At 66.5% G+C, this 13,626-nt stretch carries 11 protein-coding genes and 1 riboswitch; of the genes, 6 read left to right on the top strand and 5 right to left on the bottom strand.

Features of this window, described 5'->3' with window-relative positions; translation table 11 throughout:
• Positions 1 to 72: 72 nt before the first annotated feature.
• The 4 genes from ACP4XC_RS03820 to ACP4XC_RS03805 all read right to left on the bottom strand — a co-directional run bounded on the left by ACP4XC_RS03820 (position 73) and on the right by ACP4XC_RS03805 (position 3,448).
• Positions 73 to 645 carry a SixA phosphatase family protein gene (locus ACP4XC_RS03820; protein ID WP_427173558.1) on the bottom strand — a complete coding sequence of 191 codons (573 nt, stop codon included), beginning with the start codon at positions 643 to 645 and terminating at the stop codon, positions 73 to 75.
• A 67-nt stretch (positions 646 to 712) separates the two neighbouring features.
• Positions 713 to 916, bottom strand: a complete 204-nt coding sequence (locus ACP4XC_RS03815; RefSeq protein ID WP_427173557.1) for a dodecin family protein — start codon at positions 914 to 916, stop codon at positions 713 to 715.
• 221 nt (positions 917 to 1,137) lie between these two features.
• Positions 1,138 to 2,010 (bottom strand): winged helix-turn-helix domain-containing protein, encoded by an 873-nt coding sequence (locus ACP4XC_RS03810; protein ID WP_427173556.1) that lies wholly within the window; start codon positions 2,008 to 2,010, stop codon positions 1,138 to 1,140.
• 547 nt (positions 2,011 to 2,557) lie between these two features.
• Positions 2,558 to 3,448 carry a hypothetical protein gene (locus ACP4XC_RS03805; protein ID WP_427173555.1) on the bottom strand — a complete coding sequence of 297 codons (891 nt, stop codon included), beginning with the start codon at positions 3,446 to 3,448 and terminating at the stop codon, positions 2,558 to 2,560.
• A gap of 235 nt (positions 3,449 to 3,683) precedes the next feature.
• On the opposite strand from ACP4XC_RS03805, the gene ACP4XC_RS03800 reads away from it, so the two are divergent.
• The 6 genes from ACP4XC_RS03800 (at position 3,684) to ACP4XC_RS03775 (ending at position 12,869) form a co-directional block, all read left to right on the top strand.
• Positions 3,684 to 4,424, top strand: coding sequence for a response regulator transcription factor (locus ACP4XC_RS03800; RefSeq protein WP_427173554.1), 741 nt, complete (start codon positions 3,684 to 3,686; stop codon positions 4,422 to 4,424).
• A gap of 2 nt (positions 4,425 to 4,426) precedes the next feature.
• A complete protein-coding gene (locus ACP4XC_RS03795) occupies positions 4,427 to 5,959 on the top strand; it encodes a HAMP domain-containing sensor histidine kinase (protein WP_427173553.1) in 1,533 nt (510 codons plus the stop codon).
• 182 nt (positions 5,960 to 6,141) lie between these two features.
• Positions 6,142 to 6,309, top strand: a riboswitch (cyclic di-AMP (ydaO/yuaA leader).
• On the top strand, positions 6,309 to 7,088 hold the full coding sequence (locus tag ACP4XC_RS03790) for a hypothetical protein (protein WP_427173552.1): 780 nt from the start codon (positions 6,309 to 6,311) through the stop codon (positions 7,086 to 7,088). It overlaps the preceding riboswitch by 1 nt.
• 249 nt (positions 7,089 to 7,337) lie before the next feature.
• Positions 7,338 to 8,822, top strand: a complete 1,485-nt coding sequence (locus ACP4XC_RS03785) for a glycosyltransferase (protein WP_427173551.1) — start codon at positions 7,338 to 7,340, stop codon at positions 8,820 to 8,822.
• A complete protein-coding gene (locus tag ACP4XC_RS03780; protein ID WP_427173550.1) occupies positions 8,823 to 10,856 on the top strand; it encodes a glycosyltransferase family 39 protein in 2,034 nt (677 codons plus the stop codon). It begins immediately after the preceding gene.
• A gap of 6 nt (positions 10,857 to 10,862) precedes the next feature.
• A complete protein-coding gene (locus tag ACP4XC_RS03775; protein ID WP_427173549.1) occupies positions 10,863 to 12,869 on the top strand; it encodes an ArnT family glycosyltransferase in 2,007 nt (668 codons plus the stop codon).
• Positions 12,870 to 12,896: 27 nt separating this feature from the next.
• Here ACP4XC_RS03775 and ACP4XC_RS03770 read toward each other — a convergent pair whose 3' ends face one another.
• A complete protein-coding gene (locus tag ACP4XC_RS03770) occupies positions 12,897 to 13,565 on the bottom strand; it encodes an HAD-IA family hydrolase (protein WP_427173548.1) in 669 nt (222 codons plus the stop codon).
• Positions 13,566 to 13,626 lie beyond the last annotated feature (61 nt).

Genomic DNA, 13,626 nt, shown 5'->3' with positions numbered 1-13,626 from the left:
ATGCCTCAAGTAAACATCACAAACAATCGCCTGACCATGAGCCTGCGCCGCAGGCGGACGGTGTGAGCGTCCCTAGTGGGCGCGGGGCACTTTGAAATGAGTGAGCCGGGCGTCCTGGCCGTCGAGTTCGGCCCAGGTCTTCTCGGTCTCCAGCACCGTCAGCCCACTGGTGGGGAACCGGGTGGCCACGTCCATGTAGGCGTCGTGGTTGGAATCCCGCGACGCCAGATGCATGGCAAGATCCTGCACGCCGGGCATGTGCGAGATGACCATCAGGGTGGTGACCGTGTCTGGAACATGGTTGATGACGGTCAGCATACGCAGGGCGGAAGCTCCGTACAGGCCGTCCTCAAGCTTGGGCGTCGGCGCCTTGTCCCCCAGGGCGCTGCACACCCACGTGCAGGTCTGCCGGGTGCGAAGCGCGCTTGAGCAAAGGATGAAGTCCGGAACCACACCGTGTTTGAGGAGCCACTTGCCGGCCAAGGGGGCCTCCAGGTGCCCCCGTTCCTCCAGCGGGCGTTCATGGTCCGCGACTCCGCCGGGCCAGTCGGCCTTCGAGTGCCGCATGAGGATCAGCCGTCTCTTGTGATGCTCGCTCTTGTGATGCTGGCCGTCGTGATGGTCGCTTTTGTGATGCCCGCTCATGCACCAATCCTAGTGCGGCAACCAGCCTGAACCCGGAGTGGCTGCCGCCCGGTGCATTCCGACCGAGTCAGTCCTCGAGCACAAACGTCACTTCCAGCACAACGTGCCAGGCCACGATGCCGCCGTCCTTGATCTCGACTTTCTGTTCCTTGACCCAGGCGCCCGTGACGCCCCTCAAGGTCTTGTGGGCACGATCGACGCCTTCCTTGATGGCGGCTTCGAAAGAAGTAGGCGAGTTGGCGCTCAGGGTGGTGATGCGGGCAACAGACATGATTTCCTCCCAATAGTCGGATGAACGGTCCGAGACTACGCCGGGGCACCCTGCGCCAACAGGGTCAAAGGGCCGCACCTCCGCCGCGGACGCACAAACGCCTCTGGCACGGATGCACGAAGGCGGCACTGTGCAAAGTCAGGGCGCTGCTGCGCAGCGGCAGATACCGAAAGCGCCCGCCCCCAGTATGGGAACGGGCGCTTTTCGCGCGTCGCTTGGGTCTAGATGGAGTATTCCGGAGCGGCCCAGACAACAACCTCCGGGTGCTCATAGAAACGGTAGCCCTGGCCGCGGACGGTGCGGACGGTATTGGCAAGGCGGCCCAGCTTGGAGCGCAGCCGACGGATGTGGACGTCGATGGTGCGCTCATTCGGGACTTCCTCGGCGTTGCGCCACAGCCCTTCGAGCAGCTCGTCGCGGCCCACCGTCCGCGTGCCGTTCTCCACGAGGTAGTTCAGAAGCTCGAATTCCTTGAAAGTAAGGTTCAGGGATTCCCCGTCAAGGTGGACTTCGCGGCGGGCGAGGTCGATGAGCACGCCGGATGGGCGCGGATCCTGCGGCTGCTGCAGGCGGGCGGCCTCGGTCCGCTGGCGGGAGTTGACGGTGGGGTCACCAAAGGTGGAACGGACGACGTCGAGCGCCGAACCCGGGGCGCTGGCAGGGGCCACCGCAACAGCGGCGTAGCTTTCAGCGCCTGCCACCAGCGACTGGGCGTAGGCACGGATTTCCTGGGCAAGCTTGGCAATGGAGGTTCCCGCTGCGGCTGCGGTTTCCTCATCGATGCCCATGTAGAGCACAAATCCGCGGGCCACGTTGTCGTTCGCAACGGGACGAACTCCGCTGGCGCCGGCCCCTGAGATCACCGGGGTGGGAGCAGTCTGCGGGGCGGGCTCCGCGGGAGAGACAGCACGGAGCTGGCCGTAGGAGTTCGGGTTGTAGCCCTGCGGTGCGTAGCCGGGGGCGGGGAAGCTGTTGCCGGGGGCTGCCGGCGGGAACGACGGGCGCGCCCCGAAACCCTGGCGAAGGCCAGAGGCCTGGCCGCCCTTGTTGGCGTTACGGACGGAGATGTGGACGTATCCGGATGCAACTGACATGGAATGCTTACCTCAATGTGAATGGCCGTCATCGCGGCTCGAATGCTGGCTTTCCCCGCAATGAGATCTGGGGAGGGGCGCCCGACGCTGGGCTGGGGGCGAATGCCTAAAAACTTCTCGGGGTGGGAAGTTAGGCGTGCATTCGACAACAGCGCTTCTCGACGCCAGCGGGTGGGCTGGACCGGAGTTCTGCGGCTGCAGGTGCTGTTGAGTTCTTGTTCACAATTGAAGTGTGCAACGTAACAATGAAAACTTGCAAGTAACAATGGACATCAAAGTCCGCATAGTGAGACAGGATCCCGCTTTGTGGCCCAAATCACGATTCTGCAAGGCAAATAAAAGCCGGTGATTCTCGGTTGAAATCGAGCAGAATAGGCATTCTAGCGAATATTATTCTCCCTCATCCCAATTCCTGGACTTGATATTCATCGCATGCTCATATGCCCAAATGCTGCCCGCCCTGCTGGCGATGTCCAGGAACCAAGCGGTTCCGGAACCCCTCGGGCTCCGGAACCGGCCGGTTTGGTTCACCGGGCGCGGTCCAGAGTCAGTTGTTCTGCCCGGTCGACCCGGTGGACGCAGTGCTCATGAGCTGCACTGTTTCGGCCGGGAAGCCGGTGGACTCCTTGGCGGCGACGATCCTTACCATGGCACCCGAGACGATATCCGCTACGGTCAGCTGGCTGGTGCTCCCGCCTGCCGCCTGTTGACGCCTCTGTTGCTGGTTGCTCACCACTACGTCGGAACCCAGCGAATATGTCCGGCTGAACCCGTCAGCGCTCTTGACGGTGACCGAATCCGCACTGACCTGACTCACCGTTCCGGTCTGTTCGACCTTTGTGACGTAGGCGTTGTCCTGGAGGACGACGAACTCGGAGTGGACGGCGGCAGACAAACCGCCCATCCCGCTCAACCCGTCCGGGGCAAAGTTTCCGGGACCGCCCTTGCCGGACATTCCCCCGCCTGGAAAGCCTCCTTGAGTGCCGCCGGCCTGTGCGCCCCCAGCTCCGGGCATCCCGCCTTGCAGGGCATTGCCGCCGGCCGCATTGGCTGAAGCGGAACTGGATAATGCGTACACGCCCACGCCGGCACCGCCGGCCAGAACCACCGCGGCTCCGGCCACTGCCAGGCCCCGCTTCAGGGTCCAGGGCTTGCCGCTCCCTGCGACGCCGCCCTTCGGGAATGTGCCTGCCGCGGGCGGAGCTCCCCAGCCTGCGGACTGCTGCGCGGCCCCCCAGCCTGTTTCCGGGCGCGCCTCCGGAGCTGGAGCCCCTGGTGCCGGCGGAGCTGCCCACCCGGGTGCAGGCTGGTCTGCCTGTGGGTGGGTCCGGTACTGCGGAGCAGGCTGAGAAAGCGGCGCCTGCTGCCCGGCTGCGGCGGGATTCCGTTCGGATCCGTGTGTGGCTTCCGGAACAGGTGCGTCGTGCTGACCATTCATGGTGTTCTCCTTCGGGTGCGAACTTTGTCCCTCCCAGAGTGGAAAGGCATCCTGTGCACCGGCTGTGCGGCACAACAGGGTGGCCTGTGACCTTCCCGACCCCTGGCGTGTCCCGACCAGGGGTGAAACGGCACATCAGGGGGACCGGCAGTTTCCAGCTCGCTAGGCTGGGATTCACAGCCGGCGCACAGTATCCCCAAAGCGGCGGCTAACCAGCAGATCGGAGAGTTGTCATATGGCCACTTCGCACTCCACCACCAACAACCTTCCCCAGCTCACCCACCCGGACGGCTCACCCATCCGTGCCCTGGTGGTTGACGACGAGCCCAGCCTGTCCGAACTCATGAGCATGGGTTTGCGGATGGCGGGATGGTCCGTGGCGGTGGCTGGCGACGGGCCGGAGGCCGTGAAGCTGGCCAAGGAGTTCCGCCCGGACGTCCTGGTGCTGGACGTTATGCTGCCAGGTTTCGACGGCGTTGAGCTGCTGAGCAGGATCCGCGCCTTTGCGCCCGAGGTTCCGGCTTTGTTCCTGACCGCGAAAGACGCCGTCCAGGACCGCATCACCGGCCTGGCCGCAGGCGGTGACGACTATGTAACCAAACCGTTCAGCATGGAGGAAGTGCTGTTGCGCCTGCACCGGCTGGTCCAGCGCTCGGGTGTCGCCGCCATGGATACGGCCGAGTTGGTAGTGGGCGATCTTGTCCTCAACGTGGATACCCGGGAGGTGACCCGCGCCGGGCAGGAACTGCAGCTCACCGCTACTCAGTTCGAGCTGCTCCGGTATCTCATGGAGAACCCAAAGCGCGTTGTCAGCAAGGCCCAGATCCTGGATCGGGTGTGGGACTACGACTTCGGCGGCCAAGCTAACATCGTTGAACTCTACATCTCGTACCTGCGCAAGAAGGTGGATGCGATCCACCCGCCCATGATCCACACGGTGCGCGGCGCCGGCTACGTCATCAAACCGGCGGATTGAGCGTGCCCACACTTTCCGGTGAAACCCGCAAGGACGGCCGCAGCTGGCTGAACCCGTCCACGTGGCACCTGCGCACCCGGCTGGTCCTTGTGGCCATGGCCTTGCTGGTGGCCATCTGCGGCGCCGTGGGGCTGTTCAGCTATGCCTCCATGGACTCGTTCCTCACGCAGCAGCTTGACAAGCAGCTGGGCCAGGCGTCCCACCTGTCCAATGAAGCCGGGCGGCCACAGCTGGGCAACCCTTCCGGACGGCCCGATCCACTGGAAGGCAGGGGCCAGGGCGTGGGCACCCTCATCGCGCGGATCTCCAACGGACAGGTCAGCAGCGCAGGCCTCCTGGCCTCCGACGCAACCAGGGATTCCCTGTCGCCGGGAGACGAGAAGGCGTTGGCAGACCTCCGCCACGACGGAAACCCGGTGGACCGCACGCTGTCCACCGGCTCCTACCGGCTTGTGGCTGTCGAGGCGCCCTACGGCGACGTGATCGTCACCGGCCTGCCCCTGGCCGCGAAGCAGAATACGCTCACTTCGCTGGTGTGGACCATGGTGGTTGTCTCGCTGGCAGGACTGGTGCTGATCGGCCTGGCCGGAACCGTCCTGATCCGGCGCACCATGAAGCCGCTGGAGCAGCTCTCCGAAGTGGCCACACAGGTTTCGCGCCTCCCACTGGACGCCGGCGAGGTGGCACTCGCGGTTCGCGTACCGCCGTCGAACGCCCATCCCGGAACCGAAGTGGGCAGCGTTGGTCATGCCCTCAACCTCATGCTGGACAACGTTTCGAAAGCCTTGGAAGCCCGGCAGGAAAGCGAAACAAAGGTACGGCAGTTCGTCGCGGACGCCTCCCATGAGCTGCGCACGCCGCTCACCGCGATCCGCGGCTACACGGAGCTGATGCGGATGACCGAGAATTTCACGCCGGACGGCAGGAAGTCCCTGGCCCGGGTGCAAAGCCAGTCCGAGCGGATGACGACCCTGGTGGAGGACCTCCTGCTGCTTGCCCGTCTGGATGAGGGTCAGCCCCTCAAGCTCGCCGATGTGGACCTCACCCAGCTGGTGGTGGAAACCGTCAGCGACGAAAAGGTGATGGCACCGGACCGCGTCTGGCAGTTGGAACTGCCAGAAGAGCCGGTGGTTGTCCGGGGCGACGCCTCACAGCTGCACCAGGTACTGGCAAACCTGCTCTCCAACGCCCGCAAGCACACGGTGCCCGGCACCAAGGTTGTTACCGCGGTGATGAGGTCAGCCGACGGCAGCGCCGTAGTGACGGTGACGGACAACGGAGCCGGCATCCCGCCGGAATTTGTGGACCGGGTTTTTGCCCGTTTTGCCCGGGCGGATGCCGCCCGCACCAGCCCGGTGGGGTCCGGTTCGAGCGTGGCCGCGGCCGGCGCTGCGGCCACCGAGGGGACAAGCGGCCTGGGTCTGTCGATCGTTCAATCGATCGTGGAAGCCCACGGCGGCAGCGTGGAAGTTACATCACGGCCGGGCCGCACGGAGTTCGCTTTCCGCCTGCCAGCGGGAGGGCCGTCGTCCTAGCGGGAGGGCGGTGATCCCAGCAAACCGGAGGTCTGTGTGTAACGAATCGATGCACACCACAGCGCAAGCCGACCCACCGTCGTCGTGATCTCTGTTACCGAAACGTGACTTAACCGCGATACTCCTGTACCGTTTTTATGGTGCGGCCATCGATCTGGCCGCATATCCGGATGGACGCCAAACTCTGCCGCTTCCCGGATTCCTCATGATCAGGCAGAGGCGGGGGACCCAGGTCTCCGGGCATTCTGCATCAGACGCCCTTGGGGTGAAGCCGACACGTGAATTTCCGTGCGGCCGGATGACCTCATCCGAACCCGACAGCTAACTCCGCCGGCATCGAGAGGCAACCATGACTGAATCCCTGCATAAAACACGCCCCGAGCGCGTTTCGCGCAAGTCCCTGCTGCGTGCCAAGCCCTCGCGTCACCGCGCCGAATCGGCCAAGCCCGCGTCCCCCCTGTCCCGGTTCGCCGCCAGCCTGGAGGGTTCCGGCCGCCGGGCAGCGGTCATCACCACGGCCTGCGCTGTGCTGATTGGAGCCGGAGCGGCGGGCCAGGCCTCCGAGCCCGCCAAGCCCGGAATCACCGCGGCCAGTGCCGGCAGCGCCGCCACAACAGCCGACGCACAGTCCACGCTGGCGTTTGAGAAAATCCTGGTTTCGGCCATGCCCGCGCCGGCATCGGTCAGTCTCGAGCCCCAATCCGCCGGAAGCCCTGCCCCGGAGAAGGCCCCGGAAGCCCCCGCACCGGCAACGGCACCGGCACCAACTGCGGCACCCGCCCCTGCGGCCGCACCGGCGCCGGCGCCCCCGGTCGCGGTTGATGACCCCGCCGCCGCGCAGGCCTACGCGGTTGCGCAGCTCCCCACCTACGGCTGGGCCCCTGACCAGATGCAGTGCCTCATGAAACTGTGGACCAGGGAATCCGACTGGAAAACCACAGCCACGAACTCCAGCAGCGGCGCCTACGGCATCGTCCAGTCGCTGCCCGCGGAAAAGATGGCGAGCGCCGGCGCGGATTACCTGACCAACTTCCGCACGCAGATCAACTGGGGCCTGGGCTACGTCAAAGACCGCTACGGTTCACCCTGCGGCGCGCTGGACTTCCACTACGCCAACAACTGGTACTAAGCCAGGCGCCCGCTCCACAACTAACTCACCGGATCTACCATCGGGCAGCTCAACAGCTCGAGGGTCTTCCGCCACTCAGATCCTCGAGGGCCCCGCATCCACGCGATCCGGGGCCCTCGGCGTGCTCCGCGGCCCTCCGCGGGTACGAACGGTGCGCCGCCCAAGTCCGTCCGCGCCACGCCGGACTTGCACAGGCCCTGCACAGCTTCGCCCTAAAGCCCTCATAAGAGCCGGCGTCACAGTTGATCCATGACGCTCACCGACCAGGCCCCAGGAACCCTGCCGCATCCACCCGCCGGCGCGGCCACCACCGCAGGAACGGGCGGCCTTCCCCCCTTCCTTCCCACGGGACGCACCCGCCGCTCCCCGGTAAATACCGGAACCATGGTTCCCGTCCTGGACGTGACCGTCCCGGTGTACAACGAGGAACGGGATTTGGAGCAGTGCCTGCGGCGGCTCCATGCCTATCTGCACGGCACGTTCCCGCACACCTTCCGCATTACGGTGGCCGACAACGCCAGCACCGATGGCACCCTCAAGACCGCTGAGCGGATTTCCCGGGAACTGCGCGAAGTGACGGTGGTCCATCTTGAGGAGAAGGGCAGGGGCAATGCGCTGCGCAAAGTCTGGCTCGCCTCGCCGTCGCCCGTTCTGGCCTACATGGATGTGGACCTGTCCACGGACCTCGCCGCCTTGGGCCCCCTCCTCGCGCCCCTGATCTCGGGCCATTCGGACCTGGCCATCGGCACCCGGCTGACCCGCAATTCACGGGTCATCCGCGGACCGAAGCGCGAATTCATCTCCCGCAGCTACAACTTCCTGCTGCATTCGCTGATGGGGGCGCATTTCAGCGACGCCCAGTGTGGGTTCAAAGCCATCCGCGCCGACATTGCCCAGCAGCTGCTCCCCCACACCCTGGACAACGCCTGGTTTTTCGATACGGAACTGCTGGTCCTGGCCGAAAAGTGCGGGCTCCGCGTGCATGAGGTCCCGGTGGACTGGACGGACGATCCCGACTCCAGCGTGGACATTGTGCAGACAGCAGTGGCGGATCTGCGCGGAATGGCCCGGCTCAGCAAGGATCTGGTGTCCGGACGCATTCCGGTCCCCGAACTGCGCGCCGCACTGGCGCGCGGCCCGGTTCCCGCGATGTCCCGGGGCCAGGAGCAAAGCCAGGGCGGCAGCCTCTTCGGCCAACTGGTCCGTTTCGGCGCCATCGGCGTGGTTTCCACGTTGGCGTACTTGCTCATCTTCCTCATGTGCCGGGGCGTGATGGACCCGCAGTTGGCCAATTTCCTGGCCCTCCTGGTCACCGCCGTCGCCAACACCGCCGCCAACCGCAGGTTCACCTTTGGGATCCAGGGCAGCGGCTATGCCGCACGCCATCACTTTGAAGGGCTGCTTGTCTTCGGCATCGGGCTCGCCCTCACCTCGGGCGCGCTGGCCCTCGTACACAGTGCGACGACGCCGGAACGCTGGGTCGAGATTCTCACCGTGACGGCCGCGAACCTCGCCGCCACAGCCGTGAAATTCCTGCTGTTCCGGCTGTGGGTCTTCCGCCACCGACGGATGACCGCACCGGCCGCCGTCGGGACGCCAGCCGGCGCTGGGCTCTCCCGCCCGGACCCCTCCCACGCTACCCCTGCCGACGGGAACGCCGTCCCCTCCCAAGCGGATGCCGCCGACATGGATGAATCAATCACCAGACTTCCCAGCACAGAAACGGCCGACTAAATGACCACGACCCTGACCACGCCCGCTCCCGTGCCGGATGGCTTGCCAGATTATTCACCGGCGGCAGCCGGCCGCCGGCCCGCGGACTCCATCCCTGCCGTGTCCCGCCGTGAACGGCTGCTCTTCGGGCGCCAGCCCCGGTGGATCCGGCCCTCCGCCGCGCTGCTGCTGGCAGTGACCGCGGCGCTCTACCTTTGGAATCTCGAAGCCACCGGCTATGCCAACTCGTTCTATGCCGCCGCCATCCAAGCCGGCACCAAGGACTGGACCGCTTTGCTGTTCGGCTCCCTGGATGCGGGCAACGCCATCACCGTGGACAAGCCGCCCGCGGCCCTGTGGATTCCCGCTCTCGCCGGCCGGATCTTCGGCTTCTCGGCACTGAGCATGCTCATTCCTCAGGCGTTGATGGGGGTGGCCGCCGTCGGGCTCCTCTACCTAACGGTGAAACGCGTCTCCGGGCCGGCGGCCGGACTGCTCGCCGGCGGCGCCCTGGCACTGACCCCGGTGGCGGCGCTGATGTTCCGTTTCAATAATCCAGATGCCATGCTCACCCTGTGCCTGGTGCTGGCGGCCTATTTGACCACCCGCGCCATTGAGAAAGCCGGCTGGAAATGGCTGGTAGCGGCGGGTGCAGTGATCGGTCTGGCATTCCTCACCAAGATGCTCCAGGGCTTCCTCATTGTGCCGGGCCTTGCCCTGGCCTATTTCTGGGCTGCACCCACAACCCTGGGCCGGCGCGTGCTTCACCTGCTCGGGGCGGCCGCGGGAATCGCACTGGTGGCGGGCAGCTACATCGCCCTGTTCCAGCTGACCCCGTTCTCCGCCCGGCCCTACATGGCGGGGTCCGCGACCAACAGCTTCCTCGAACTCACCTTCGGCTACAACGGCCTGGGCCGGATCACGGGTTCCGGGGCCGGCATGCCGGGCGGCGGCGCCGGTGGCGGCATGGGCGGCAACGTGGGCTTCGGCGGAACACCTGGCATCACACGGATGTTCGGAACCAGCTTCGGCGGCGAAGTGTCCTGGCTGCTCCCGGCAGCCCTGATCCTGCTGGGCGCCGGGCTCTGGTTTACCCGGCGGGAAGCCCGCACTTCCGGCACCCGCGCCGCCCTGATGCTCTGGGGTGGGTGGCTCCTGGTCACCGCAGGGATCCTTAGCTTCATGGGCGGCACAGTGCATCCGTACTACGCCGTGGCCCTGGCTCCGGCCATCGCCGCGATCGTGGGAATCGGTTCCGTGGAACTCTGGCGCGGACGGGCGTACTGGCCGGCACGGATTGTCTTGGCCGTAACCGTCCTTGACGGCTCAGCCTGGTCCGCCGTGCTTCTGGGCCGGGACGCCTCCTGGCTGCCGTGGGTGCGGATCCTGGTGGTTGCGCTGGGCGTCCTCGCGGCCCTGGCGTTTATCCTGAGGCTCGATAACCTGGCTTCCGTCCCCGCGCAGGTCCGGAAAGCCGCCGCCGCGGGCGTTGTGGTAGTTTCCCTCCTTGCCGGCGGGCTGGGCAGCGCGGCGTGGACCATGGCAACGGTGTCCCAGCCTCATTCCGGATCAATCCCCACCTCCGGCCCCACGGCTTCGGCCATGGGCGGCATGGGCGGCATGGGCGGCGGAATCCGGACAACGGACAGGACCGACGGATCCGGCGCCACTGATGATGGCACCGCTGGCGCACCCGGCGGGGGCGCCCCGGGCGGGGAGGGCACCGCGAGCTCCGAGCTGACCGCCTTGCTGAAGTCTGCCGGAACCAAGTGGTCCGCCATTGTTTCCGGGGCCTCCCAGGCCGCCAGCCTTGAGCTGGCAACCGACACCAATGTGATCGCCCTCGGCGGCTGGAACGGCGGCGACCCGTACCCCACGCTGGCAGAGTTTCAGGCCATGGTGGGCCGCGGCGACATCGGGTACTTCATCTCGGGCGGCGGCATGGGCGGCATGGGCGGCGGCCGCGGAGGCAACTCCGAGGTAGCCACCTGGGTGGCCGCCAACTTCCAGGCTCAGACTGTGGGCAACTCAACCGTGTACAAGCTGAGCAAGTAGGAAACCATGACCGATACCCTCCGACGCCCTGCGGTCTCAGGCCGGCGTCCATCACGCCAGCGTCCTCCCGGAGCGGGTGCGGCTCCGAACCGGAACCGGTTCCTGGGGCGCCGCCTGGAGCTTGCCGCTCTCCTGCTGGCCACCGGGATACTTTATCTTTGGAATCTCGGGGCGTCGGGGTGGGCCAACGCCTTCTATTCGGCGGCTTCCCAAGCCGGCTCCCAGGACTGGACCGCGTGGTTCTTCGGCTCCTCCGACGCCGCGAACTCCATCACCGTGGACAAGCCCCCCGCGGCACTGTGGATCACCGGATTGTCCGTACGCTTGTTCGGGCTCAATTCGTGGAGCATCCTGGTTCCGCAGGCACTGATGGGTGTGGCCACGGTATGGCTGGTCTATCTGGCTGTCCGACGGGCCGCGGCTCCGGCCACGGCGGATGCCGTGTTAGCCCACCGGGCAGGACTCTTTGCCGGAGCTGTAATGGCCCTCACCCCTGTGGCAGTGCTCATGTTCCGTTTCAACAACCCCGATGCTCTCCTGGTTCTGCTCATGACGGCGGCCGCGTACGCTGTGCTGCGTTCCATCCAGGACGCCCGCCTTCGCTGGCTCCTCCTCGCTGGGGTCTTCCTTGGGTTTGGTTTCCTCACCAAGCAACTGCAGGTCTTGCTGGTGGTTCCCGGCTTCGCTGTTGCGTACCTCCTGGCGGCCCCGGCCGGCCTCGGCAAACGTATCCTGCACCTGCTCGGTGCCGGCGCCGCCCTGGCGGTCTCGGCAGGGTGGTGGCTCGCCGCCGTCGAACTCATCCCCCAAGACGCCCGGCCGTACATCGGCGGGTCCCAGTCGAACTCAATCCTTGAACTGACCCTGGGCTACAACGGCCTGGGCCGGCTGAGCGGAGATGAGACCGGTAGCGTGGGCGGCACCAACGGCTGGGGCACGCCCGGACTGTTCCGGCTGTTCAACAGTGAATTCGGCGGTCAGATTGCCTGGCTGCTTCCCTCCGTGCTGGTGCTGGGCGCGGCGTTGCTTTGGCTGGGACGGCGGGCGCCGCGCACCGACGCGGTGCGCGCCTCGGTGGTCTTTTGGGGCAGCTGGGTGCTGGTCACTGGCCTGACCTTCAGCTTTATGGCCGGCATCATCCACCCGTATTACATGGTGGCGCTGGCACCTGGAATCGCTGGCCTCGCCGGGCTGGGGGGTGTGATTCTGTGGCAGCGGCGCGCTCAGCTGATCGCCGCGGTGCCCCTGGCCGCCGCCATCGTGGTGGCCGGTCTCATGGCCTTCGAGCTTCTGGGCCGCTCCGCCAGCTATGTGCCATGGCTCCGTTGGGCCACCCTGTTGGGTGCGCTCGCCTCGGCCGTGGTGGTGTTGTCAGTCGCCGCCGTTCCCGGCTTCCGGTTCTCCGGTCCGCTGCAGCGCACGACGGCGGCGCTCGCCGTGGCCGCCTCCCTCGCGGGGCCGTTGGCCTCCTCGCTCACCACCGCCGCCACAGCCCACACCGGATCGATTGTCAGCGCCGGACCGGCAACGGGCATGGGCCGTTTCGGTGCCGGGGGCGTGGGCATGCTCCGCGGGCAGAACACCGCCAACGGATCTGTTCCACTCCGGCAACAGGGCGCAGGCGGCCCAGGGGGTGCCGGCGGAATGGGCGGAATGGGCGGCCTTCTGGGCGCCACCACGCCGTCGGACGCCTTGGTTAGCGCGCTGAAATCCGGGGCGGACCGCTACACCTGGGCCGCCGCCGTGGTGGGTTCAAACAACGCCGCAGGCTACCAGCTGGCCACCGGTCTGCCGGTCATGCCGGTGGGCGGTTTCAACGGTACCGATCCGTCGCCCACGCTGGCGCAGTTCCAGAAGCTGGTCTCCGAGGGAAAGATCCACTACTTCATCGCAGGAAGCATGATGCAGGGCCAAAGCGGATCGGATGCGGCCGCCCAGATCGCCACCTGGGTGCACGCTAATTTCGAGGCCCAGACCCTCGGCGGCACCACCGTGTACCTGCTGGGGGCCTAGCCGCCGGGCCTCACAACCGGGACGACTTCACAACAGGAAGGATATGGTCCTGACGCCGTCGGCGCTGACGTCCGTGGTTACGGAAACGGCTGAGTAGTCCGGAATGTGGAAGACGCCCTCCGGGAGCAACCCGGTGTTCGGGCCCACGGCGACCGTGCGTATTCCAGCGGCGAGTCCGGCGGCAATACCTGCCGGCGCGTCTTCGAAGACCAGGGCGTCCTCCGGGGCCACCCCGAGCAGCGAGGCGGCCCGGAGGTAGCCTTCCGGGTGCGGCTTGCCCCGGGTCACGTCCTCGGCCGTCACTGAAGCTGCAGGAAGGTCGATGCCCGCAGCGGCCATCCGGACCTCGGCCAGCGAGCGGGACGCGGACGTTACCAGTGCCACCGCGTTCGCGGGTAGTCGCTCCAGAAGCTGCAGCGCACCCGGTATGGGCACGATCCCCCGGGTTTCCGCCAGTTCCATGCGGCCAAGCTCAGAGGTGAGGGCATGGACATCGGCACCGGCGGGAGCAAATCGCCGCACGGTGTCGATGGCCTGGACCCCGTGCGAGGTGCGGAGGATTTCAGCGATGTCGAGGCCAAAGCGGCCTGCGAAATCACCCCAGACCTGTTCCACGATCCGGGTGGAATCAACCAGTGTTCCGTCCATGTCGAACAGTACGGCTCGGGCGGTGACGGTCCGGTTCTGCAGGCTCATCCCTCCATCCTGCCCCAGCGGCCGGTGGCCGGCGACTCGTCGCGCTGGCGCGGCCCGATGT

It is taken from the genome of Arthrobacter sp. 92 (assembly GCF_050260325.1).
GTDB lineage: Bacteria > Actinomycetota > Actinomycetes > Actinomycetales > Micrococcaceae > Arthrobacter.
This window is presented reverse-complemented; position numbering and strand designations above follow the sequence as displayed.

Coding starts and splice junctions, on each gene's coding strand:
- ACP4XC_RS03770 (WP_427173548.1), bottom strand. CDS start 13,565: ATGAGCCTGCAGAACCGGACCGTCACCGCCCGAGCCGTACTGTTCGAC.
- ACP4XC_RS03820 (WP_427173558.1), bottom strand. CDS start 645: ATGAGCGGGCATCACAAAAGCGACCATCACGACGGCCAGCATCACAAG.
- ACP4XC_RS03775 (WP_427173549.1), top strand. CDS start 10,863: ATGACCGATACCCTCCGACGCCCTGCGGTCTCAGGCCGGCGTCCATCA.
- ACP4XC_RS03805 (WP_427173555.1), bottom strand. CDS start 3,448: ATGAATGGTCAGCACGACGCACCTGTTCCGGAAGCCACACACGGATCC.
- ACP4XC_RS03780 (WP_427173550.1), top strand. CDS start 8,823: ATGACCACGACCCTGACCACGCCCGCTCCCGTGCCGGATGGCTTGCCA.
- ACP4XC_RS03815 (WP_427173557.1), bottom strand. CDS start 916: ATGTCTGTTGCCCGCATCACCACCCTGAGCGCCAACTCGCCTACTTCT.
- ACP4XC_RS03810 (WP_427173556.1), bottom strand. CDS start 2,010: ATGTCAGTTGCATCCGGATACGTCCACATCTCCGTCCGTAACGCCAAC.
- ACP4XC_RS03800 (WP_427173554.1), top strand. CDS start 3,684: ATGGCCACTTCGCACTCCACCACCAACAACCTTCCCCAGCTCACCCAC.
- ACP4XC_RS03790 (WP_427173552.1), top strand. CDS start 6,309: ATGACTGAATCCCTGCATAAAACACGCCCCGAGCGCGTTTCGCGCAAG.
- ACP4XC_RS03785 (WP_427173551.1), top strand. CDS start 7,338: ATGACGCTCACCGACCAGGCCCCAGGAACCCTGCCGCATCCACCCGCC.